21 protein-coding genes are annotated in these 22464 nt (G+C 73.5%); 4 read left to right on the top strand and 17 right to left on the bottom strand.

Features of this window, described 5'->3' with window-relative positions; all coding sequences use genetic code 11:
* Positions 1-38: 38 nt before the first annotated feature.
* The 6 genes from AQJ84_RS00875 to AQJ84_RS00850 form a co-directional block, all read right to left on the bottom strand.
* A complete protein-coding gene (locus AQJ84_RS00875) occupies positions 39-785 on the bottom strand; it encodes an ABC transporter ATP-binding protein (protein ID WP_030041286.1) in 747 nt (248 codons plus the stop codon).
* A 2-nt stretch (positions 786-787) separates the two neighbouring features.
* Positions 788-1684 carry an ABC transporter ATP-binding protein gene (locus AQJ84_RS00870; protein ID WP_078632000.1) on the bottom strand — a complete coding sequence of 299 codons (897 nt, stop codon included), beginning with the start codon at positions 1682-1684 and terminating at the stop codon, positions 788-790.
* Entirely contained in the window at positions 1674-2666 is a 993-nt protein-coding gene (locus AQJ84_RS00865) for a branched-chain amino acid ABC transporter permease (RefSeq protein WP_030041284.1), read from the bottom strand. The genes AQJ84_RS00870 and AQJ84_RS00865 overlap by 11 nt, the downstream gene beginning before the upstream one ends.
* A 10-nt stretch (positions 2667-2676) precedes the next feature.
* Positions 2677-3672, bottom strand: a complete 996-nt coding sequence (locus AQJ84_RS00860) for a branched-chain amino acid ABC transporter permease (RefSeq protein WP_051870007.1) — start codon at positions 3670-3672, stop codon at positions 2677-2679.
* A gap of 70 nt (positions 3673-3742) precedes the next feature.
* Positions 3743-4855 carry a sensor histidine kinase gene (locus tag AQJ84_RS00855; RefSeq protein ID WP_053192990.1) on the bottom strand — a complete coding sequence of 371 codons (1113 nt, stop codon included), beginning with the start codon at positions 4853-4855 and terminating at the stop codon, positions 3743-3745.
* Between the two features lie 2 nt (positions 4856-4857).
* Entirely contained in the window at positions 4858-5571 is a 714-nt protein-coding gene (locus AQJ84_RS00850) for a response regulator transcription factor (protein WP_030041281.1), read from the bottom strand.
* Positions 5572-5674: 103 nt separating this feature from the next.
* On the opposite strand from AQJ84_RS00850, the gene AQJ84_RS00845 reads away from it, so the two are divergent.
* Genes AQJ84_RS00845 through AQJ84_RS00835 form a run of 3 tightly spaced genes read left to right on the top strand, consistent with a single transcriptional unit; the run spans position 5675 to position 7778 of the window.
* On the top strand, positions 5675-6400 hold the full coding sequence (locus tag AQJ84_RS00845; RefSeq protein ID WP_053192988.1) for a glycosyltransferase family 2 protein: 726 nt from the start codon (positions 5675-5677) through the stop codon (positions 6398-6400).
* Positions 6397-7008: a TIGR04282 family arsenosugar biosynthesis glycosyltransferase gene (locus AQJ84_RS00840; protein WP_053192986.1), complete on the top strand. Its 612-nt coding sequence runs from the start codon at positions 6397-6399 to the stop codon at positions 7006-7008. The genes AQJ84_RS00845 and AQJ84_RS00840 overlap by 4 nt, the downstream gene beginning before the upstream one ends.
* Positions 7005-7778: a class I SAM-dependent methyltransferase gene (locus AQJ84_RS00835; RefSeq protein WP_078631998.1), complete on the top strand. Its 774-nt coding sequence runs from the start codon at positions 7005-7007 to the stop codon at positions 7776-7778. Before AQJ84_RS00840 ends, AQJ84_RS00835 begins: the two co-directional genes overlap by 4 nt.
* A gap of 307 nt (positions 7779-8085) precedes the next feature.
* Here the strand turns inward: AQJ84_RS00835 and AQJ84_RS00825 are convergent, their stop codons facing one another.
* On the bottom strand, positions 8086-9306 hold the full coding sequence (locus tag AQJ84_RS00825) for a molybdopterin-dependent oxidoreductase (protein ID WP_030041275.1): 1221 nt from the start codon (positions 9304-9306) through the stop codon (positions 8086-8088).
* A gap of 113 nt (positions 9307-9419) precedes the next feature.
* Between AQJ84_RS00825 and AQJ84_RS00820 the strand changes: the two genes are divergently transcribed.
* Positions 9420-10736: a hypothetical protein gene (locus AQJ84_RS00820; RefSeq protein ID WP_053192985.1), complete on the top strand. Its 1317-nt coding sequence runs from the start codon at positions 9420-9422 to the stop codon at positions 10734-10736.
* 166 nt (positions 10737-10902) lie between these two features.
* On the opposite strand, the gene AQJ84_RS00815 is transcribed toward AQJ84_RS00820, so the two are convergent.
* The 10 genes from AQJ84_RS00815 to AQJ84_RS00770 all read right to left on the bottom strand — a co-directional run bounded on the left by AQJ84_RS00815 (position 10903) and on the right by AQJ84_RS00770 (position 22443).
* Positions 10903-12459: an ABC transporter ATP-binding protein gene (locus AQJ84_RS00815; RefSeq protein ID WP_053192983.1), complete on the bottom strand. Its 1557-nt coding sequence runs from the start codon at positions 12457-12459 to the stop codon at positions 10903-10905.
* Positions 12456-13292 carry an ABC transporter permease gene (locus AQJ84_RS00810; protein WP_053192981.1) on the bottom strand — a complete coding sequence of 279 codons (837 nt, stop codon included), beginning with the start codon at positions 13290-13292 and terminating at the stop codon, positions 12456-12458. Before AQJ84_RS00810 ends, AQJ84_RS00815 begins: the two co-directional genes overlap by 4 nt.
* Entirely contained in the window at positions 13289-14248 is a 960-nt protein-coding gene (locus tag AQJ84_RS00805) for an ABC transporter permease (protein WP_030041271.1), read from the bottom strand. The genes AQJ84_RS00810 and AQJ84_RS00805 overlap by 4 nt, the downstream gene beginning before the upstream one ends.
* Positions 14249-14262: 14 nt before the next feature.
* Entirely contained in the window at positions 14263-15831 is a 1569-nt protein-coding gene (locus tag AQJ84_RS00800) for an ABC transporter substrate-binding protein (RefSeq protein WP_030041270.1), read from the bottom strand.
* A 33-nt stretch (positions 15832-15864) separates the two neighbouring features.
* On the bottom strand, positions 15865-16704 hold the full coding sequence (locus tag AQJ84_RS00795) for a class I SAM-dependent methyltransferase (RefSeq protein WP_030041269.1): 840 nt from the start codon (positions 16702-16704) through the stop codon (positions 15865-15867).
* 272 nt (positions 16705-16976) lie between these two features.
* Entirely contained in the window at positions 16977-18236 is a 1260-nt protein-coding gene (locus AQJ84_RS00790) for an MFS transporter (RefSeq protein ID WP_030041268.1), read from the bottom strand.
* Positions 18220-19278, bottom strand: a complete 1059-nt coding sequence (locus AQJ84_RS00785; protein ID WP_053192978.1) for a dipeptide epimerase — start codon at positions 19276-19278, stop codon at positions 18220-18222. Before AQJ84_RS00785 ends, AQJ84_RS00790 begins: the two co-directional genes overlap by 17 nt.
* Positions 19275-20363, bottom strand: a complete 1089-nt coding sequence (locus tag AQJ84_RS00780) for a PLP-dependent cysteine synthase family protein (protein ID WP_053192976.1) — start codon at positions 20361-20363, stop codon at positions 19275-19277. The genes AQJ84_RS00785 and AQJ84_RS00780 overlap by 4 nt, the downstream gene beginning before the upstream one ends.
* Positions 20360-21190, bottom strand: coding sequence for a Rossmann-like domain-containing protein (locus AQJ84_RS00775; RefSeq protein WP_030041264.1), 831 nt, complete (start codon positions 21188-21190; stop codon positions 20360-20362). The genes AQJ84_RS00780 and AQJ84_RS00775 overlap by 4 nt, the downstream gene beginning before the upstream one ends.
* On the bottom strand, positions 21187-22443 hold the full coding sequence (locus AQJ84_RS00770; RefSeq protein ID WP_198536397.1) for an ATP-grasp domain-containing protein: 1257 nt from the start codon (positions 22441-22443) through the stop codon (positions 21187-21189). The genes AQJ84_RS00775 and AQJ84_RS00770 overlap by 4 nt, the downstream gene beginning before the upstream one ends.
* Positions 22444-22464: the final 21 nt, after the last annotated feature.

The raw sequence follows: 22464 nt of genomic DNA, 5'->3' as shown, positions 1-22464 counted from the left end.
TGACCGGTAGTGACCGGGAGGACGGACAGGAAGAGGAGTCAGCGGACGCGGGCGAGGGTGCCAAGGTAGAGCTCGATCACCTTCTCGTCGTGCAGCAGGGCCGTACCCGTGCCGGTGTGCGCGTTGCGGCCCTGGTCGAGGACGTAGCCGCGGTCGCAGATCTGCAGGCACCGGCGCGCGTTCTGCTCGACCATGAGGACGGCGACGCCCGCGCTGTTGATCATTCTGCACCGGTCGAAGACGTGGTCCTGATGGAGCGGTGACAGGCCGGCCGACGGCTCGTCGAGCAGCAGCAGCTGTGGCTCCATCATCAGCGCGCGCGCCATCGCGAGCATCTGGCGTTCGCCGCCGGACATCGCGCCGGCCTTCTGTCCGCGGCGGTCGGCCAGCAGGGGGAAGAGCTCCTCCACCGCCGTGGCCCGCCGCGCGTAGGCCTTGGGGCGCAGATAGACGCCCATCCGCAGGTTCTCCTCGACGGTCAGCGCGGGGAAGACGTTCTGCAACTGCGGTACGTAGCCCACGCCCCGCCGGACCAGTTCGTGCGCCGGCCGGTTGGTGACCTCCTCGCCGCGCAGATGCACGGTCCCGCCGCGCACCCGCAGCAGCCCGAAGACGGCCTTGACGAGCGTCGACTTGCCGGCGCCGTTGGGGCCGATGACGCCGACCACCTCGCCCGGGCGCACCTCGATGCTGCATCCGCGCAGCACGTCGACCCCGGGGACGTATCCGGCGACGATGTCGTCGGCCGCCAGCACCGGTTCCTGCTCCTGCTCATCGGCGGACATCGCTACTCCTTTTCCTCTTCCCCGGTCGCCTCGGGTTCGTCGTGCCGCTTGCCCAGGTAGGCGTCCACGACTGCGGCGTTGCGGCCGATCGTGTGCGGTGGTCCCTCGGCCACCAGGTGGCCGTCGGCCATGACGGCCACCCAGTCGCTGATGCCCATCACCACGTCCATGTCGTGCTCGACGAAGCACACCGTCAGTCCCTCGTCCCGCAGCTGGGTGATGTGTCCGAGCAACGACTGGGTCAGCGCGGGGTTCACCCCGGCCATCGGCTCGTCGAGCATGATCATGACCGGCCGGGCCATCAGAGCGCGGGCCAGCTCCAGCAATTTGCGCTGTCCTCCGGAGAGCGTGCCGGCGTGGTCGTCGCGCAGGGGCCCGAGCCGGAACCGGTCCAGCAGTTCGTCGGCACGGCGCTCGAACTCCCGCTCCTGTCCGCGCCACAGCGGGCGCAGCAGAGCGGGCAGCACCCGCTCCCCGCGTTGCCCGGGCGCGGCGAGCAGCATGTTCTCCATCACGGTGAGCCGGGCGATCGTCCTGGTGAGCTGGAACGTACGGACCAGTCCCCGCCGCGCCACCCGGTGCGCCGGGGAGCCGGTGAGGGGCTGTCCGTCGAACGACCAACGGCCGCCGTCGGCCCGGTCGAAACCGCTGACCACGTTGAACAGCGTGGTCTTGCCGGCTCCGTTGGGCCCGATGAGCGCCGTGATGACCCCGCGCTGCATCTCCAGGTGTTCGACCCGCACGGCGACGAGGCCGCCGAAGGCACGGGTCACCTGGTCCAGGACCAGCAGAGGGTCGGGCTTGCGCACCCCCGGCTCGGGGACGACCCCGGAGAGCCGGCCGGTCCCCGTGCCCGCGTGGGCCCCGGGCCCACTGGATCCGCCCGTGTCAGCGGTCACTGAGCAGCATCTCCTTCCGGCTGCCGAGAATGCCCTGCGGCCTGAACGCGACCAGCAGGATCAGGGCGACCCCGACCAGGGCGAAGCGCACCGCGCCGACCTCGGAGGTACTGATGAGGTCCGGCGAGATGTACTCGGCGTCGATGGCCTGCCTCAGCGCGCTGTCGAGGAAGCTGAGGACGAACCAGAACAGGATGGAGCCGACGACCGGCCCGAGGATCCGCCCGGCACCTCCGAGTACGAGCAGCGTGTACAGGAAGAACGTGACGCCCGGATCGAAGTTGTCCGGGTTCACGGACTGCACCTGGATCGCCTGCAGCATGCCCGCGACCGCTCCGATGACGCCGCCCAGCACCAGGCTCTGCATCTTGTACGCGTAGACGTTCTTGCCGAGGCTGCGCGCGGCGACCTCGTCCTCACGGACCGACCGGATGACACGGCCCCACGGGCTGTGGATCAGCAGGGCGAGCAGCACCGCGGCCACGACCACCAGCGACCATCCGACGATCATCACCCACAGGTCGCGGGAGCTGAACCTCACCAGCCACACGCCGTAGGTGCCGCGCTCGATGGGGCTGAGGTCGTAGAAGTCCTTCGCGAACCTCTGCAGCCCGAACACCCCACCGGTGACCGGCTCGGCCCAGCTGGAGCGGTAGAACAGCCGCAGCGTCTCCCCCGCCGCGATCGTGGTGATCGCGAGGTAGTCGGCGCGCAGCCGCAGGGTGGGCAGGCCGAGCAGCAGGGCCAGCACGATCGCGCAGGCGACTCCGGCCAGCACGCCGAGCCACATCGGGCCGTCGTACGTCGACACCGTGATGGCGAGCCCGTAGCCGCCGACCAGCATGAATCCGACCTGGCCGAAGTTCAGCAGGCCCGTGTAGCCGAAGTGCAGGTTCAGTCCCATCGCGGCGAGTGCGTAGACGGCCGCGATGGGGCCGATGCCGGAGCGCAGGGCGTCGGAGAGGATGACCGAGAAGTCCACGGCACACCCCTCACCCGACGCGCTCTGCCTGGCCGAGGATGCCCTGCGGCCGGACGAGCAGGACGACGATGAGGACCAGCAGCGCCCACGCGTACTGCAGGTCGACCGGGAACCACAGGGTGGACATCTGGGCGACGACGCCGATGACGAGGCTGCCGGCCATCGCCCCGTAGGCGGAGCCGAGGCCACCCAGGATGACCCCCGCGAACATGAGCAGCAGCAGCTTGAAGCCCATGTCCCAGGTGACGATCTCGACGAGGCCGAAGAAGACCCCGCCCAGTGCGGCCAGCCCGCCGCCGAGCATCCACACGAACAGCACCACCCGCTGCACGTCGATGCCCGTCGCCTCCGCGAGGTCACGGTTGGCGGAGACGGCCCGGACGGCCGTGCCGATGCGTGTCTTCTGCAGCAGCATGGCGATGCCGAGCAGCACCAGCACGGCGAGGAGGGTGACCGTGAGGTCCCGGGGGGTGATGCTGGCCGGCCCCAGGCCGATCGTGCTCTGGATGTCGTACTGCGCGAAGGAGGCGGGCCGGGTTCCGTACAGCACGAGCACCAGGTGCCGCAGCAGCAGCGAGAGCCCGATGGTGACGATGAACATGTTGATCAGCCCGGTGCCCCGAGCCCGAAGCGGTCGCCACAGGCCCCGCTCGACGGCCCCGCCCAGCAGGGCACCGAAGGCCACCGCGGCGACGGCGGCGGGGATCAGGTGCCAGCCCGGACCGGCCGCGGCGGCGTTGAGGTAGAACGCGAAGGTGGCGCCGATGGTGACGAACTCGCCGTGTGCGAAGTTGATCAGGTGGATGGTGCCGAAGATCAGCGAGAGCCCGACCGAGGTGATCGCGATGATGACACCGAACTGAATGCCGTCGATCAGCGCCTGCAGGGCGCGCGCACCGAAGGTGGGGCCGCGCGGGACTGCCTCACCCTGTGCCCGCGCGGAGAGGGCGGGCACCGACACGAGGACCAGGGCGAGGGCCAGTACGAACTTCCGCTGAGGACGCACGGCGGTTCCGAAATGTCACGAAGGTCCCTTGCGATTCAGTGTAAGGCGAGCCGGGCCGAGGGCACGAGGGTCAGGCCTCGGCGGCCGGGAGCGTCACCTCGAAGCGGCAGCCGCCGGTGACGTTGCGTACGGTGGCCCGCCCCTGGTGGGCCTCGACGATGCCCCGCACGATGGCGAGGCCGAGTCCCGCGCCGGCCGGCGGGGTCCGGGCGTGTGTGCCGCGCCAGCCGGTGTCGAAGACGCGGGGCAGGTCCTCCTCGGGGATGCCGCCGCAGCTGTCGGTGACGGACAGGACGACCCCGCCGGGTCCGCGCTCGGCGGCGACCGCGACCGTACCGTCGGCGGGAGTGCGGCGGATGGCGTTCACGAGCAGGTTGCCCAGCACCCGGCTCATCTCCCTGCCGTCCACCTCGACCGGCACGGGCTCGACCCGGCCTCCGACCAGCCGTACGCCGTACTCGCGGGCCAGTGGGTCGGCGCCCGCGAGCGCGTCGCCGACGAGGTCGTACACGGAGACGCGGCTCGGGCTCAGCGCCAGCGCGCCCGCGTGGATACGGGACAGTTCGAAAAGGTCGCCGACCATGTCGTTGAGGCGTTCGACCTCGGTACGGATCTGTCGGAGGTAGCGGTAGGGGTCGGTGGCGACGCCGTCCTCCAGTGCCTCGGACATCGCGCGCAGGCCGGCGAGCGGGGTGCGCAGGTCGTGCGAGATCCAGGCAACCAGTTCCCGCCGCGAGGTCTCCAACGCGCGTTCCCGTTCCCGGGATTCGGCGAGCCTCGCGCTGGTGGACTCCAACTCCCGGCTCAGCTCCGCGAGTTCGGCGGTGGCCGGGCCGTCGGGTGAGGTGAAGTCGCCGCCGTCGCCGAAGGAGCGGGCGGCGAGCGCGAGGGCGTGGCTGCGGGCGACGACCCAGCGGCCGAGGAGCAGGGCGGTGGCCAGGGAGACCACGGCGGCCATGGCGACGACCGTGGTGACGACCTTCAGGTCGTGCGCGGACAGGAACATCGCCTGCGCGACGGCGAGGGTGCCCGCGAGCATCGCGGTGACACCGACGGCGGCGACCACGGCGAGGTGGGTGACGACCGAGCGCCGCCGGATGAACAGCAGGACGCCCGCACCGAGCACGCCGGCCGCGGTGGCGCCGAGGAAGGCGAAGAGGGCGATGAGGAGGGTGTCACGCATGGTCAGGCCTCGCCTTCCGGTCCTTCGAAGCGATACCCCACGCCCCACACGGTCTGGATCAGCCGCGGTCGCGCCGGATCGTCCTCGACCTTCCCGCGCAGCCGCCGGACGTGGACGGTCACGGTCGACAGGTCCCCGAAGTCCCAGCCCCACACCTCGCGCATCAGGTCCTCGCGTCCGAACACCCGCCCCGGGTGGCGCAGGAAGAAGGCGAGGAGATCGAACTCCCGGATGGTGAGGGCGAGTTCGACGCCCCCCTTGGCGGCCCGGCGGGCCGTCGGGTCCAGGGTGAGTCCGGCCGCGTGGAGGGTCGCGGACGGCCGGGCGGGCCGGCTGCGGCGCAGGACGGACTCGACACGCAGCACGAGTTCACGGGGGCTGAAGGGTTTGGTGACGTAGTCGTCGGCTCCGACCTCTAGGCCGAGGATGCGGTCGTCCTCGTCGCCGCGCGCGGTGAGCATGATGACCGGGACGGGCCCGCGCCCCCGCATGCGGCGGCACACTTCGAGGCCGTCCATGCCCGGCAGCATCAGGTCGAGGACGACCAGGTCCGGCCAGTGCGCGGCGGCCCGGGCGAGCGCGTCGGGCCCGTCCCCGGCGCGTTCCACGACGTATCCGGCCCGGTCGAGGTATCCGGCGACCACCTCGGCGACGGTGGGGTCGTCGTCCACGACGAGGACCCGGGCCCCGGCCGGCCGGTAAGGCTGCTGCTCCATGGCGCCAGCCTCGCACCCTGGGCGGCGAAGTGCGGTCCCCGGCTCCCGACGTCCGTGTTTCGTAAGAAGCCGTAGTCCGGTATGCCCTTTTCGCGCTCGTAGGGTGAGAGTCGTGACGACCTCTTGCGAACCCGTTCCGGACCCCGTGTCCGTGGACGTCGTACTCCCCTGCCTCGACGAGGCCGAGGCGCTGCCCTGGGTGCTGGAGCGCATCCCGCCCGGCTGGCGGGCGCTGGTCGTGGACAACGGGTCCACGGACGGCTCGGCCCGCGTCGCCCACGCCCTCGGCGCGAGTGTCGTGCGCGAGGAGCAGCGCGGCTTCGGCGCCGCCTGCCACGCCGGGCTGCGGGCCGCGACGGCCGACATCGTCTGCTTCTGCGACTGCGACGCCTCGCTCGATCCGGCCGACCTGGTGCCCTTCGTGCACGAGGTCGCCGCCGGCGGGGCGGACCTCGTGCTCGGCCGGCGCCGCCCGCAGACCCGCGGCGCCTGGCCGCCGCACGCACGGGCCGGCAACCTCGCCCTGACCCGGCTGCTGCGCCACCGCACCGGTCTGCGGCTGCGGGACCTCGGTCCGCTGCGCGCCGCCCGGCGTGAGCCGTTGCTGGCCCTGGGCCTCACCGACCGGCGCAGCGGCTACCCGCTGGAGATGGTGGTGCGTGCCTCCGACGCGGGCTGGCGGATCACCGAGCACGACGTCCCCTACCGTCCGCGCACCGGCACCTCCAAGGTGACCGGCACCTGGCGCGGCACCTGGCAGGCGGTGCGGGACATGAGCCTGGTACTGAGCGACGCCGGGACGGCCGGCGAGAAGGGAGTCCGCACGTGACCACACTGCTCGTCATCGCCAAGGAACCGCGCCCGGGCCGCGTGAAGACCCGCCTGACCCCGCCGTTCACCCCCGAGGAGGCGGCCGCGCTCGCGGAGGCCTCCCTCGCCGACACCCTGGACGCGGTGGCCCGGACGCCCGCCCGGCGCCGGGTGCTGGTGCTGGAGGGCGAGCCCGGCCCGTGGCTGCCGCCCGGCTTCGAGGTCGTACGACAGTGCGCGGGCGGCCTCGACGAGCGGCTGGCCGCGGCCTTCGCCGGCTGCGACGGCCCTGCCCTGCTCATCGGCATGGACACCCCCCAGGTGACGCCGGAGCTGCTCACCGTGGACTTCGCGGACTGCGACGCCTGGTTCGGGCCCGCCGAGGACGGCGGCTTCTGGGGCCTGGGCCTGGCCGCCCCGGATCCCGCGCTGCTGCTCGGCGTACCGATGTCGACGCCTGTGACGGGGGCCGCCCAGCGGGCGCGGCTGTCCGGCCTTCGAGTGCGGGAGCTGCCGCGACTGCGGGACGTGGACACGGCGTACGACGCGGAGGCCGTCGCCCGGACGGCGCCCGGCGGCCGGTTCGCCGCGCGGCTGGCCCGGCTCCGTACGACCGGGGTCCGATGAGCACCGTACGGATCGCCCGACAGCGGGCGCCTCGCACCGAGCCCTGGTCCGCCGACCCCTACGCCGACGCCCTGCGCACCGGCCGCGGCCCGCTCTTCCTGCGCCGGGCCGACGGCTGGCTGCTCCCCCTGGAGGTGGAGCGCTGGTGCGCGGACGCCGACGCGGCGGACCTCGAGGTGCTGCGGCGCTGCGAGGGCGCGGTGCTCGACGTCGGCTGCGGTCCGGGGCGGCTGGTCGCGGCCCTGGGCGCCCAGGGGCGGCGGGTGCTCGGCATCGACGTCAGCGAGGCGGCCGTCTCCCGGACCGGGGCGCTCGGCGGGCCGGCACTGCGGCGCTCGGTGTTCGAGCCGCTGCCCGGCGAGGGCCGCTGGGGCACCGCGCTCCTGATCGACGGCAACGTGGGCATCGGCGGCGACCCGGCGGTGCTCCTCGGCCGGATGTCCGAACTTCTGTGCCCCGGCGGTCTGTTGGTCGTGGAGACGGTGCCCGGGCTGGACCTCGACGAACGGGTGCTGGTCCGGGTGGCCGACGCCCGGGGGGCGACGGGCAGCCCGTTCCCGTGGGCGCGGCTGGGCACACCGGCCCTGCTGCGGCACGCGGACCGCGCGGGCTGGGGTGCCGTCGGTCAGTGGGCGGCCGGCGGACGGTCCTTCGTCGCCCTGCGGACCCGCACCACGAACAGCAGTGCCGAGCCGCCGAACAGCGCGGCCGTCAGCAGCAGCCAGCGGGCCGCGAACCCGTCGGCGGACAGGCCGGTGGCCAAGGCGTAACGCCCCGCCACCCGCCCGCTGATCAGGGGGAACCAGACCAGCAGGAGCAGCGCGGAGAGCGCGGCGGGCACCCGGACGTAGGAGATCCACTCCCTGCGCCGGCCCGCCGCCCTCACCAGTGCGCGGTCGAGCCCGGCGTACAACGGCAGCAGCACCAGGTCGTGCAGGACGGCCGCGCCCACGAACCACAGGGCGACGCCGAGCCAGTCGTCCGCGAACAGGCGCACACCCGCGTATCCGGCGAGGGCGAACGAGCAGGCGAGCAGCAGGATCTGCAGGGGGCTTCCGACGGGGATCCGCGGTCGCATCACAGGTCTCCGAAGGTCATGTGGGCCACCCACTTGGTGTTGAGCACGCCGGGCGCGGCGGGCACGATGACCCGCGCCGGGTGGCCGTGGTCGGGGGTCAGCTCCTCACCGTTGACGAACAGGGCGAGCAGGGAGCGCGGGTCGGCGACCTGGTTGGCGCGCAGGGCGGCCCGCCGGAAGGCGCCGCGGCGCTGCAGGGACTCCACCAGGACGTCGGGCGGATCGTCGTACCCGACGAGGGCGGCGAGGTCCCGCAGCCGCACGCCGCGCCACCACTGGTCGGAGGTCGACCAGCCCTCCACGCAGGCGATGGGCAGCGCGGCGCTGTGCAGCGGGAGCCGCAGCAGATCGGCCCGGCCCAGCCGGACGGTCCCGGTGCGTCCGACGACGACCAGCCGCCACACCTGGTCACCGGTCTCCGCCGCGTCGATGCCGGCGTACGCGGCGGTCTTGTTGATCTGGAAGGCGCCCGGTCCCGTGCCCGGCTCGGCACCGCCGTGCGGGGCGAGCAGGGCGGTGCGGCGCAGCGGCCCGTCGAAGTTCTGTCCGGCCGTGGTGGCGAGGAGCAGCAGGGAGCCGCCGCCGACCAGACCGAGGGCACCCCGCCGGGAGACGGTGGCCTCGGCAGGCTCGGGGGACACCAACTCGTCTTTCTCTTCGCGTAGTTGACGCAGGTTGCGGAGGGCCGCCGGTGTCTTGAGGGCGGCGTGCGCGACGAACGCGGCGAAGAACACCCAGGCGCCGTAGAAGTGCAGGGGGTAGAAGGAGCCGGGGAAGACGTAGTCGAGCTGGACGTTGAGGACTCCGGTCACGAACTCGAACAGGGCGCCGCCGACCAGGAGCAGCAGGGAGACACGTTCCAGCGCGTGCGCGAGGGAGCGCGCGGGCGGCAGCGTGAACAGCTTCGGCACGACCGACCACAGCTTGGCCAGCAGGACGGGGATCAGGGTGATGCCGAGGGTGACGTGGACGCCCTGGTTGAGCCGGTACAGCCAGTGCGGGTCGGTCGGCCAGGAGAAGAGGTAGAAGCCGAGGATCCCCTTGTCCGGGGTCTTGTCGTTCACGGGTGACAAGTCCGGGTTGTAGGCGGCGTACGACAGCAGCCCGGTCAGGAACAGCACGGTGATTCCGCCGAGCAGCACCACGCCGAGCAGCGAGGTCAGCCGGGGACCGCGCAGGGGGCTGCGCCAGAACGCGGGCGAGAAGGGAGTGCGTGCCATGCCCCGACCGTAGGCCCGGGCCACCCCCGGCAAGGGGCCGTGAACCATGACGAAACTCTGACGTCCGCGCCTGTCAGCCGTCCGGGCGAGCTCTCGCGACCTAGCGTTTGCGCGTGAACCGCGCTCTCCTACGTGACCTGTACGCGACCCTTGCCGCCGCGCTGCTCGTGGCGACCGCCGCCCTGGTCGGCACGGCCGTCGAGCACCGGGACGGCACCCTCCGCGTCGGGTGGCCGCCGCTGCTGGCGACGTGGGACCCGCACCTCGGCCCCGGCACCCCGGCCGCCCTGGTCGTCGCCGCCCTGGTCGTCGCGTACGGCCCCGCCCTCGCCGCCCGGCTGCCCTGGCGCGTGCTGCTCCTGGGCGTCTGGGCCGCCGGCATGGCCTGGACGTTCTCGCTCGCCCTGGTCGACGGCTGGCACCGGGGCGTCGCCGAGCAGCTGACGACCCGCAGCGAGTACCTGCCGGTCGTCGACCGCTTCCCCGACATCCCGGCCGCGCTGGCGGACTTCACCGGGCACATCCTGATCGACTCTCCCGACAACTGGCCCGCCCACGTCGCCGGTCATCCCCCGGCGGCGACCCTCACCTTCGTCCTCCTGGACCGGGTCGGGCTCGGCGGCGGGGGCTGGGCGGGCGCCTGGTGCATCACCGTCGGCACGACGGCGGCGGTCGCGGTGCTGGTCGCCGTGCGGGTCCTCGCGGACGAGTCGCTCGCCCGCAGGGCCGCGCCCTTCCTCGTCCTGGCCCCGGCCGCCGTGTGGGTGGGCACGTCCGCCGACGGCTACTTCGCGGCGGTCGCGGCCTGGGCGACGGCCCTTCTCGCCCTGGCGGTGACGGGACACCGGCCGGCGTGGACCGCGGGTGCCGCGGGCCTGCTGTTCGGCCTGACCTGCTACCTGTCGTACGGTCTGACGCTGTTCGCGGTGATCGCCGGCGCCGTCCTCCTGCTGGGCCCGCGCCGCACCCGGGCCCTGCTCCTCCTGCCGGCCGGCCTCGTCGTCGTCCCGGCGGTGTTCACCCTCGCCGGCTTCGACTGGTGGGAGGCGTACCGGCTGCTGGTCCGCCGCTACCACCAGGGGGCGGGCGGGGTCCGGCCGTACGGCTACTGGGTGTGGGCGAACCTGGCGTGCACGGTGCTGGTGGTGGGTCCGGCGACGGTGGCGGGGCTGCGGCGGACCGGCGTCACGCTCCTTCGGCGCCGCGCCCGACCCGACGTCCGCCTCGGCGTGCTCGTGCTCGCCGCGCTGATCGCCCTGCTCGCCGCCGACCTGTCCGGCATGAGCAAGGCGGAGACGGAACGCATCTGGCTGCCGTTCGCGGTGTGGCTGCTGCCGGCCTGCGCGTGGCTGACGGGCGCCCGGGGGTGGCTGGCGGCGCAGGCCGTTGTCGCGCTGCTGCTCAACCACCTGCTGCTGACCGGGTGGTGACGGTCGGCCGTCCTGGGCGGCCGCCGTCCGGACTGCCGAGGAACATCCGGCGCAGGGTGGCCTCGTGGACCTCGGGCGGGCGGGCGTACGCGATGAGGTACGTGCCCAACCGGCGTGCCCGGAGCGCTGGATGGGCATCGCGCAGCGCAGTCGCCCCGGACACCTCTCATGTTCCGGCCCGGGAGCGGTTCCCGGACGACAGGTGCGCGGTCGCCTCCAGGAGAGAGACGGTGAACGGGTGCCGAGGTGCCGTCAACACCTGCTGGGCCGGGCCTTGTTCGACCAGGTCACCCGCGTCCAGTACGGCGATGCGGTCGGCGAGCCGTGCGGTGTCCAGGTCGTGGGTGACGAGGACCAGGGACAGGTCGTCGCGTTCACCCAGCAGGCCGGCCAGGAGATCGAGGAGGGCGCGCCGGGTGACCGTGTCGAGCCCGGAGGTGATCTCGTCGCAGACCAGGATCCTGGGGCGGGCCAGCAGAGCGCGGGCGAGGGCGGCACGCTGGAGTTCACCGCCGGAGAGTTCGCCGGGGAGGCGGTGGGCCAGGTCCCCGGCCAGACCGAGCCGGCCGAGCATGGCCGAAGCCTCCCGTACTGCCGTGTGTTCGTCCACGCCGCGCAGCCGGACTGCCGTGCGGGCGACCTGGCCGAGCATCGCGCGGTGCTCGTCGAAGGCGGCCCTGGCGTCCTGGAAGACGTACTGCACGGCGGCGAGTCGGGCCCGGTCGCGGTGGCGCAGACTGCGCGGCAGCGCGGTGCCGTCGAGCAGGATCTCGCCCCGGTGGTCCCGGTGCAGCCCGGCCAGGCAGCGTGCGAGGGTGGTCTTGCCGCTGCCGGAACGGCCGACGACGGCCAGGCACTCGCCGGCCCGCAGGGTGATACGGGGGACGCGCAGCACCGTGGAACGTCCGTGTGCGGCGACCAGGTCACGTACTTCGAGGACGGGTGGACCGGCATCCGGGCTCGTCCCGCCTTCCGGGACGGGCCGCCGCTCGTCGAGGAGCCGGCGGGTCCACTCGTGACGGGGGGCGCTCCACAGCCGCCGCACCGGGCCCGACTCCACGACCCGGCCGTCGCGCATCACGAGCACCTCGTCGGCCAGTGCCCGCACCACGTCCAGGTCGTGGCTGAGCAGCACGACCGCGATGCCGCGTGCCGCCACCGCGGCCAGCTGCTGAACGATACGGCTCTTGGTCAACGCGTCCTGCCCGGTGGTCGGTTCGTCGGCGACGACGAACCGGGCGCCGAGCAGCAGGGCCTGCGCGAGGACCACGCGTTGCTGCTGCCCGCCGGAGAGCTGGTGGGGGTGGCGGCGCAACAGGACCTCGCCGTCGGGCAGTTGTGCGTCGGCCAGGGCGCGCAGGACCAGCTCGCGGGCCGCACCGCGGCGTTCGGACCGGGGCAGGTGGCGGACCTGGGGACGGGCGAGGTCGTCGAGTAGGGCGCTGACGCGCCGGGCCGGGTTGAGGACGGCGGCGGGGTGCTGCGGCACGTACCCGGCCGGAGCGTCGCCGGCCCGGAGCACCTCCCCCGTGACCGTGGCGCCGGGCGGGTACTCCCCCAGCAGCGCCAGGCCGGTCGTGGTCTTCCCGCTGCCGGAGGCGCCGACCAGCGCGGTCACCTTCCCGGGCCGCACCCGCAGGCGCACCCCGTCCACGATCGCGCGGCCGTCGATCTCGACGCGCAGGTCACGGATCTCGGCGACAGGGTCCGTCGAGTTCCTCACGGCCGCCGTCCCTTCGTTCGCGGGGTCTTCTCCAGCGCGGCGTCGAAGAGCAGGTTGGTGCCCGTCGTCAGCGCCACGATCAACAGCGCGGGCACCACCACGGCCCAGGGCTGGACGAGCAGGCCGGTGCGGTTGCGGTCGACCATGACCGCCCAGTCGGCGGCGTCCGGGGCGACGCCCACACCGAGGAACGCGGCCGTCGACACCAGGTACAGCACGCCGGTCAGCCGGATCCCGGCGTCGGCGGCGAGGGTGCGCAGGCTCGAGCGGCCGACGTAGCCGACGGCGATGCGCCACCAGGTCTCGCCCTGCATGCGCAGCGCCTCGACGGCCGGCCGGGCGGCCACCTCGCCCGCCGCCGCCCGGACGATCCGGGCCGCGTCGGGGACGTTCACCAGCGCGACCAGCAGCGCCAGCCCGGCCGCGCCCGGCGCGAACACGGACGCCACCAACAGGATCAGCAGCAGCGACGGTACGGCGAGCAGCACGTCCAGCGGCCGCATCAGCACGTCCTCCAGCCGCCGCAGGTGGGTGAGCGCGCTCACCAGCCCGACCGGCAGGGCGACCAGGTAGGCGAGGGCGGTCGCGGCGAGCGCGGTGAGCACGACCGTGCGGCCGCCGTGCAGCACCTGCCGCCAGACGTCCCGCCCCACGAAGTCGGTGCCGAGCCAGTGCCCGCCGCCGAGGGTGAAGGAGGCGGAACGGGGGCCGGGGTCACCGGTGAACAGGGGACCGAGGAGGGCCAGTACGAGAGGTACGGCGACGATCCCGAGGCCGAGCGCGAAACGGGACCGGCGCCTTCGTGCGGAGCGGGCGGTGGCCTTCGTCGTCACGCCGCCACCCCCGCCCTCGGCGTCAGGCGGTACGCCACCACGTCCGCCCCGAGGTTGAGGACCACGGTCAGCACCCCGAACACCACCGCCAGCCCCTGCACCACCGGTACGTCCCGTTCGGCGACGGCGTTGAGCAGGACGGTGCCCAGACCGGGGATCACGAACAGCGCCTCCACGACGATGACTCCGCACAGCAGCCAGTCGACGGTACGGGCGAGCTGCTGGGCGGCCGGGGCGAGGGCGTTGGGCAGGGCGTGGGCGTAGCGGACGCGGGCGCCGGGGACGCCGTACCGGCGGGCGTGCGCCGCGTACGGCGAGGCGAGGGCGTCGACCATGCCGGCCCGGACCAGGCGCGACAGGGAGCACACCGGGCGGGAGAGGAGGACGAGGACGGGCAGGACGAGCGCCGCCGGATGGGCGAGGAGGTCCGTGCCGTAGCCCACGGCGGTCGGTGGCAGCCAGGCCAGTTTCAGCGCGAGGACCGTCACCAGCAGCACCCCCAGGGCGAACTCGGGGACCGCGTACACGGCCAGCGTCACCCCGCTGACCAGCCGGTCGACGAGGCGTCCTTCGTGGCGGGCGGCGAGCACGCCGAGCCCGAAGCCGAGCGGCACCAGCAGCGCGAGGGTGAGCGAGGCCAGCAGCAGGCTCGGGCCGAAGCCGTCGGCGATGTACCCGGACACCGGGCGGCCGGAGGCCAGGGAGGTGCCGAAGTCGCCGTGCGTCAGACCCGCCGCCCAGTCGGCCAGCCGCTCGTACGCCGGCCGGTCCAGGTCCATGGCCTCGCGGATCGCGGCGATGCGCGCCGGGTCCGGCTGGTCGCCGGCGAGGGCGACGGCCGCGTCGCCCGGCAGTGCCTCGGTGAGCGCGAAGACCAGCAGCACCACGGCCACGGTCTGCGCGGCGCCGAGCAGCAGCCGCCGGGCGACGAAGGAGCGCAGTCCGCCCGTCCGCACGCGCACGCCTGCGTTCACGCGAGCCAGACCTTGTCGAAGCGGGCCCAGTCGAGGGTGTTGGCGGGAGCCGCGGTCCGCACCCCCTTCACGTTGCGGGCGGTGCCGAGGATCCAGTCGGCGAACCCCCAGACGAGGAAGCCGCCTTCGGCGTACAGGCGGCGCTGCATGCGGGCGTAGACGGCGGCCCGTTCGGTCGTGTCGCGGGTCGACTGCGCCTGCTGGTACAGCGCGTCGAAGTCCTTGTGCCGCCACTTGGTGGCGTTGGTGGTGGATTCGGTGAGCAGCCGCTGGGAGATGTGCGCCTCGATGGGCATGGCTCCGGAGCGGTAGCAGCACAGGGTGCCGTTGTCGAGGATGTCGCTCCAGTAGGAGTCCTTGCTGCCCATCTTCACGTCGATCGTGACGCCCGCCTTGGCGGCCTGGTCGCGGAAGATGCTCGCGGCCTCGGTGAACCCGGCGGCGACGGCCGAGGTGTCCAGGGTGACCTTGAGCTTCTCGGCACCGGCCTTCTTGAGCAGGGCGCGGGCGCGGTCGAGGTCCTGGGCGCGCTGGGGCAGGTCGTCGGCGTAGTACTCGTAGCCCTTGCCGAACAGGTCGTTGCCGATCACGCCCGCGCCGGAGAGGGCGCCGTCGACGAGTTCCTTCCGGTCGGCGATGAGGAAGAACGCCTCACGGACCCGCTTGTCGTCGAAGGGGGCGCGGTCGGTCTTCATGCAGAACGCCTGCATGGCGCTGTTGCGCAGTCGCACGATCTCGATCTGTCCGCGGCCCTCGTGGGCGCGGGCGGTGGTCGGGTTGAGTTCGTGGGCGTACTCGACCTGGCCGCCGAGGAGGGCATTGACGCGGGCGGACTCCTCGTTGGCGACGACGAACTCCAGCTCGTCCAGGTGCGGGGCGCCCTCCCAGTAGTCGTCGTAGCGGCGCAGGACGGCCGAGCGGCCGGGCGTGAAGGAGACGAACCGGAAGGGACCGGAACCGACCGGCTTGCTGTCGAAGTCGCGCGCGCCGTCGGGGACGATGTACGCGCCGAACGCGGCCAGGATGTTGGGGAACTCCGCGGTCGGCCGCTTCAGGACGAACTCGATGGCGCGGTCGCCGGTGGCGCGGCTCGCGTCGAGGTCGATGGGCTCCAGGGACGCCTTGGCGCGGAACGTCTGCTCGGGGTCGGCGATCCGGCGGTAGCTGTAGAGGACGTCCTTGGCGGTGACCGGTCTTCCGTCGTGGAAGGTGGCCTTGCGCAGGGTGACCTGCCAGCGGTCGAGGGTCTTGTCGGGCTCCCACTTGGCGGCCAGGCGGGGCTGGGCGGAGAGGTCGGCGCCGTAGTCGGCGAGTTTGTCGTAGAGGGCCTTGGCGCGGGCGACGTCCGCGAACAGGTTGGCCAGGTGCGGGTCGAGGGTCTCGCTCGCGCCGCCTCCGGCGAAGGCCGCCCGCAGCCGTCCGCCGCGCTTGGGCGTGCCGCCGCCGTTCTTCCCGTCCGCGCTGTCCGTGTCACCGCCGCACCCGACAAGGGTGAGGGCCGCGGCGCCGGTGGTGGCGGCGAGGAAGCCGCGTCGGCGCAGACCGGAGAAGCGTTCGTCGTACATTCGTGTCCCTTGGGTGTGTGGTGGGTGGTGTGTTCAGTGGGTGCTGTTCAGGCGTCGTGCCACGAGGTGCAGACGGTCCCCGTCGGTGCTCGCGCCGGGCGCGCTGCCGTCCTGCCAGGCCGGTTCGGTGCGCGGGCCGGGGCCGTCGTGGAGTTCGAGGGCCTCGAAGCCGTGCGCGGTGAGGAAACGCAGCAGCTCCAGCGGGAACAACAGCCGCCAGGCGGAGTGCTGTTCGACCGGAGGTGATCCGTCGTCGGACGTCCAGAGCCGTCGGCGGCGCAGCAGTTGGGCGGTGCGGTCCACGGACAGGGTCGTCGTGGAACGGTGGCCGGTGCCCTGCCAGGTGAAGGTGTGGACGGCCGGGGTGCCCAGGAGGTCGGTGCGGCCCAGGAAGTAGGCGCCGTTGCGCATCTCCGCGACGAGCAGCCCGCCCGGGGCGAGGGCGCGGCGGCAGGAGGCGAGGAAGCCGTCGAGCTGTGCGTTGGTGTGGCAGTACAGCAGGGAGCTGTCCAGACAGACGACCGCGTCGAACGCGGCCGGCCCGAAGTCGAAGCCGTGCAGGTCGGCCCGGACGTAGCAGGGGCCCGGATGATGGGCGCGGGCGTACCCGAGCATCGCCTCAGAGAGGTCGGCGCCGGTCACGGCCCGGCCGGCCTCGTGCAGGTGAGCGGCGTCGCGGCCGGTGCCGCAGCCCATGTCGAGGACACGCGGCCCGGCTCCGTGCCGGCGCAGACAGTGCTCGGCCCAACGCCCGGCAAGCCGCCCGGGGTCGGGGAAGCGGGCCTCGTACAGGGCGGGGTTGTCGGTGAGGAGGTTGCCGGCGGGGCGGGTGAGTGAGGCGGGTCCGGTGCCTGGCGCACCAGGGCCACTCACACCGACGTCACTCGTCCAGGGGCCCCTCATCTCGGTACCGCTCGCTACGACGTTCCGCGCCCCGGCGTCGCTCGCTCCCGCACCCTGAGCCCCGGCGCCACTCGCACCGGCGTCGCCTGCGTGCAAGCCTCGCGCTGCGCAACCACGCTCTCCGGCGCTGTGCGCCCCCGCGCCCTGCACATGGGCGCCGCGCGCACCGATGTCACCCGCCCCGGCCCCCTCAGCCTCAACCTCAACCTCAACCTCAGCCCCAGTCCCAGCCCCAGCCGGCATCATGCAGCGCTCCTCTCTCCGGTCGGGACGGTCTGAGTCGGTTGCGGGTTGGGCGGCAGAGCTCCGCTCCGCCGGAGCCAGGCCACGGCGGCCGCAGAGGTCAGGCCGAAGGCGGTGCAGCACACCCAGGGCAGCCACTCGGTGCCGTGCTCGCCGGCGTCCATGGCCCAGCCGACGACCGCGTTGCCCACGGCCGCGGCGACACCCGAGACGACGTAGAAGATCCCGAAGTACGTGCCGGTGAGTTCGGGGCGGCCGAAGCCGGGGATGAGCTCCATCACGAAGGGCGAGGCGATCATGACGCCGAGGTAGAGCAGCAGGGCGCCGAGGAGGACGGGCAGGGCGTCGAGCGGGCCGTCGGAGGTGCCGCCCGCGACGAGGGCCGGCGGCAGGAACGCCAGCCCCATCACGGCGAGCCCGACCGCGATCCAACGCACCCTGTTTCCACGGGGCTTGAGGGTTCGGGTGATCCGCATCTGGAGCGCGAGGTTGGCGAGGGTGCCGACGAGGAAGACCAGGCCCGCCGCGCCGTCCCAGCCGGTGGCCTGCCGCGCCCCCTCGGGCAGCAGCAGGTAGAGCTGGTTCTCCAGGGTGAACATGCCGACCATGGCGAGGGCGAACGCGAGGAAGGCCCGGTTGCCGAGCACTTCACGCCAGTCCGCGAGGACACCGCCCTCGCCGGGCTCGACCTCCCGAGCGGGCAGCACGAGGGCCTGCGCCACGGTGAGCACGGCGAAGATGCCGGCGGCGGTCAGCGCGGAGGTCCGGAAGTCGACGAGGAGCAGCGCGCTGCCCAGCAGCGGGCCGATCAGCGCACCGGTCGTGGCGAACACGTTGAACAGGGCGAACGCCTCGGCCCTGCGCTCCCCCGCCTCCTGTGCGAGGTAGGCCCGCACGGCCGGGTTGAACAGCGCCCCGGCGAGCCCGCTGAGCACGGACGCGGCCAGCAGCACCGCCAGCCCGTCGCCGAGGGCGAACAGCGCGAACCCGACCGTGCGCAGCGCGCACCCGGCGATGATGACGCCCCGCGCGCCCAGCCGGTCGGCCGCTGAGCCGCCGATGATGAACAGGCCCTGCTGGCTGAGGTTGCGCACGCCGAGGACGACCCCGACGACCGCCGCCGACATGCCGAGGTTGTCGGTGAGGTGGGTGGCCAGGTAGGGGATCAGCAGGTAGAAGCCGGTGTTGACGCCGAGCTGGTTGACCAGCAGGAGCCGTACGGCGAGCGGGAAGCCGCGCATCTCACGCCACGTCTTCATGCGCCACCCCCGCCTCCTCGACGCCCAGCCCCGGCAGGCCACTGGCGCGTACCACGCCGTCGGCGCCGCCGATGCCCGACCACGGGTCGTGGGCCAGCAGCAGGTGTCCGTCGAGGTCGGCCCAGCGGGCCCGGTCGGCGAGGTGGACGGCGGGGGCCAGGCCGAGGGTGCTGGCGGTGAGGCAGCCCAGCATCAGGTCGGTGCCGCTGCCGTCGAGCGACGCGGCGATGCGCAGGGCCGCGTGGACGCCGCCGCACTTGGCGAGCTTGACGTTGACGCCGTGCACCCGGCCGGCGAGGCGGCGCGCGTCCTCGATGCCGACCGCGTCCTCGTCGGCGATGACGGGCAGCGGTGAGTGTGCGGCGAGGGCGCCGAGGGCCTCGGGGTCGCCGGGGGCGAGGGGCTGTTCGACGGCTTCGACCCCGAGGTCGGCGAACCGGGGCAGCAGGGCCCTCGCCTGCGCCGTGCTCCAGGCTCCGTTGGGGTCGAGGAGCAGACGGGCGCCGGGCGCGGCGTCCCGGACGACACGGACCCGCTCGACGTCGTCCTCGGGGTCGGGCGTACCCGCCTTGATCTTGATCAGCTCGAAGCCGTGGCGGACCAGCCGGCGGGCCTCGGCGGCCGCGCGCACGGGCGAGGTGATGCCGATGGTGCGGGCGGTGGCGGCCACGGGCGGCGCCGAGGCGCCCAGCAGGCCGTACACGGGGACGCCCGCCCGCTGTCCGACCAGATCGAGGAGCGCGGACTCGACGGCCGCGGTGACGGCGGGCGGCACGGTCCGGGCAGAGGCCAACTCGCCTTCCCGCAGCGCCTCCAGAGCGCTTTCCGGGTCGGCGAAGCGGCTCAGGTCGACGGTTTCGAGGAGCCGTACGAGCGTGTCGGCGTCCAGGCCGTAGTACACGCTGGTGACGGCTTCCCCGTGGCCCCTCGTCCCTTCGTGTTCGACGCCGAGCCAGACCGCCTCGCGGGCCGACATCGTGGAGCGGGAGATGCGCAGCGGCTCGGCGAGTTCGAGCCGTACGGTACGCAGGCGGGTCTTCACCGGGTCCCTTTCAGAGGCGGGAGGCTGCCGAGCGGGTCGCTGACCCTCGTGCACCGCGCCCAGCCGGCCGCCTCGGCCGCGTAGGGGTGCGGTATCTCGACGGGCCGGGTGGCGGCCGTGGCGGGGTCAAGGCCGTGGGCGGTGGCGAAGTCGTCGTCGAAGACGGTGCCGAGGTAGCGGTGCGGGCCGTCGGGGAAGACGGTGGCGACGACGGCGCCGGGGTTGACCCGGGCCGCCCAGGCGGCGACGCGGGCGGCGGCTCCCGTGCTCCAGCCGCCGCTGACGAAGCTGCCGCGGGCCAGCCGGCGGCAGCTGTCCACGGCTTCGGCGGGGCCGATCCAGTGGACCTCGTCGAAGGCGTCGTAGGCGACGTTGCGCGGGTGGATGCTGCTGCCCAGGCCCCGCATCAGACGGGGGCGGGCGGGCTGGCCGAAGATGGTGGAGCCGGTGGCGTCGACGCCGATGAGCCGCAGGGCGGGCCAGTGCCGGCGCAGCGGGCCGATGACGCCGGCGCTGTGGCCGCCGGTGCCGACGCTGCACACCAGGATGTCCAGGTGGTCGAGCTGGGCGGTGAGTTCGGCGGCCAGGGAGGCGTATCCGGCGGTGTTGTCGGGGTTGTTGTACTGGTCGGGCCAGTAGGCGCCGGGGAGTTCGGCGAGCAGCTCGCGCAGCCGGGCCAGACGGGCGGCCTGCCAGCCGCCCTGGACGGCCGGACGGTCCACGAGTTCCAGGCGGACGCCGTGGGCGCGCAGCAACTGCCGCATCGACGGCTCGAGTTCGCGGTCGCCGACCAGCACGATCGGGTGTCCGAGGGCCTGGCCCGCGAAGGCGAGGCCGATACCGAGGGTGCCGGAGGTCGACTCCACCACCGGGGCGCCTGGGCGCAGTTCACCGCGCTCGCGGGCGCCCAGCAGCATCGACACGGCCGCCCGCGCCTTCATCCCGCCGGCCGCGAGCCCTTCCAGTTTGGCCCAGAACCCCGGGTGTGCGCCGGGCAGGTCGGTGGTGACGTGCACGACGGGTGTCCGGCCGAGCAGGGCGAGCAGCTCGGGGCGGGCGACGGCGCGTACGGCGGTGGCGGTCATCGCTCGCCTCCCGGGTAGCAGTGCACGGCTCCGGGTCCGCCGTCGAGCCAGAAGAAGGGGTAGGGCTCGGCGCACACCGCGCTCACTCCGTGGCCGAGGAAGCGGGGCAGGACGGCGCTTCCGGTCTGGGCGAACATCACCAGTTGCCGGCCGTGCGCGAGCGCGTGCCCCCGCAGCGGTTCGAAGGTGCCGTTGCCGAGGGTCATGCCGGAGACGAGGAACGCGTCGCAGCGTCCGGCCGCGCCGAGCGCGTCGGTGAGGACCGGCTCGCCCCACTCCGTGGTCCCGCCCTTGAGGTCGCACGGGACATACCGCAGTCCGCGCGCACGCAGCGCTTCCAGAAGGGAGTTGACGACCCCGACCACCAGGACGGTGGCACCGGCCGGCAGGTCGAGCAGACCGACGACGGTCTTCGCCCGGGCCCGGGACTTCACCAGCGACGACCCGGCGGGCAGCGGTACGGCCAGCGCCCCGTGCTCCGGGGTGTGCGGCAAGACGTGCATGAGGTAGGCGTCCAGGGCGGCCACCCGCACGGGCGCCAGGGGATGCTCCAGAAGCCGGGCCACGTCCGCGCCCACGCAGTCGTCGAGCGCCCCGTCGGGAAGGCTGCCCGGCTCCACCGCGCAGGATCCGACGGCCTCGGCGAGACACAGGCTGAGCACCTCGTTGCGGTAGCCGGTGCCGCGCCCGTCGTGCCGTACGGCCTGGCGGGTGGTGAAGGCGACGGCGATCCGCTGGGTGGCCGGGTCGGGGCCCAGGGCGCCCGCGCGGACCTGGGCCACGAGTGTGTCGTAGGACGGACAGACGGGTACGTCGAGCGCGGTCATCGGATCACCAGCCCGGCACGTATCCCGGCCAGCAGGGACTCGACGCGGTCGCGGGCTCCGGGGCCGTCGGGGTCGCCGGCCATGACGTGCCCGAGGTACTCGTTGTTGCTGTGGGCGGCCTTCACCGCCTTGCCGGGCTCGGCGAGCTGCACCTCCAGGACGCCCGCGTCGTCGGCCGGTCGGGCTGCACCGAGCGCTTCGAGGGTGCCCGTACGGTCCGGGACGAGGAAGCCGACGGCGGCGCTGCGCAGGCCGGTGTCCGCGCGCCGCAGGTCGGGGGCGCGGCCGAGGGCCACGTCCACGAAGGCGGCGGCGAGGTCGATGCCGGTGACATGGCGGACCAGCTCGGTGATGCGGTTTCCGGCGGGGCGGGGGTTGACCTCGACGACGCGCGGGCCGCCCGAGGTCAGTTTGATCTCCGTGTGCGCCACCACGCCGTCGACCAGGCCGAGGGCCTTGAGCGCGGCGAGGGCGGTCTGCTCGGCGGCTTCGGTGTCGGCGGGCGTCAGGGCGGCCGGGAACATGTGGCCGGTCTCGATGAAGGCGGGCGCTCCGCCGATGCTCTTGTCCGTCACACCGACCACGTGGACCGCGCCCGCGTGGGACACGGTCTCGACGCTGACCTCGGGACCGTCCAGCAACTCCTCGACCAGCACGGCGGGCGTGCGCCGCTGGCCGCGGGCGTTGACCGGGAAGCCGGCCAGCGCCGCGACCGCCTCGGCGAGCTGCTTCTCGTCGTCCACGCGGCGGACGTACATGCCCGCGCACAGGTCGACGGGTTTGACGACCAGCGGGTAGCCGATCTCCCGGGCGGCCCGCGCGAGGTCGGCCCACTCCTCGTGCACGGCGAAGCGGGGGCCGGGCACCGAGGCGTCGGCGAGGACACGGCGGGTGGCGTCCTTGCGGCAGGCGTTCTCCACCGCCTCGGGACCCGGGCCGGGCAGGCCGAGGTGGCCGGCGATCCGGGCGGCCGTGGGCAGGTAGTAGTCGCAGGACGTGAGCACACCGTCGAAGCCCAGCACCGCGTGCAGCCGTGCCACCTCGGGCAGCAGGGTCTCGGTGTCGTTGGTGTCGGCGGTGATCACGTTGCGGGCGCCGAGCAGCGGGTGCGCCACCCCCTCCGGCGCCGAGCGCAGGTAGTGGTGCAGGTCCCGGGTGAGGAACGTGAACTCGTGACCGCTCTCCCGGATCGCCCGTGGCAGCAGCCTGCTCATCGACCCGACCCAGCTCTCGACCACCAGCAGATGAGCCACAACTCCCCTTTTCGTGCAGCG

This window comes from Streptomyces resistomycificus (genome assembly GCF_001514265.1).
Taxonomy (GTDB): Bacteria; Actinomycetota; Actinomycetes; order Streptomycetales; family Streptomycetaceae; genus Streptomyces; species Streptomyces resistomycificus.
This window is presented reverse-complemented; position numbering and strand designations above follow the sequence as displayed.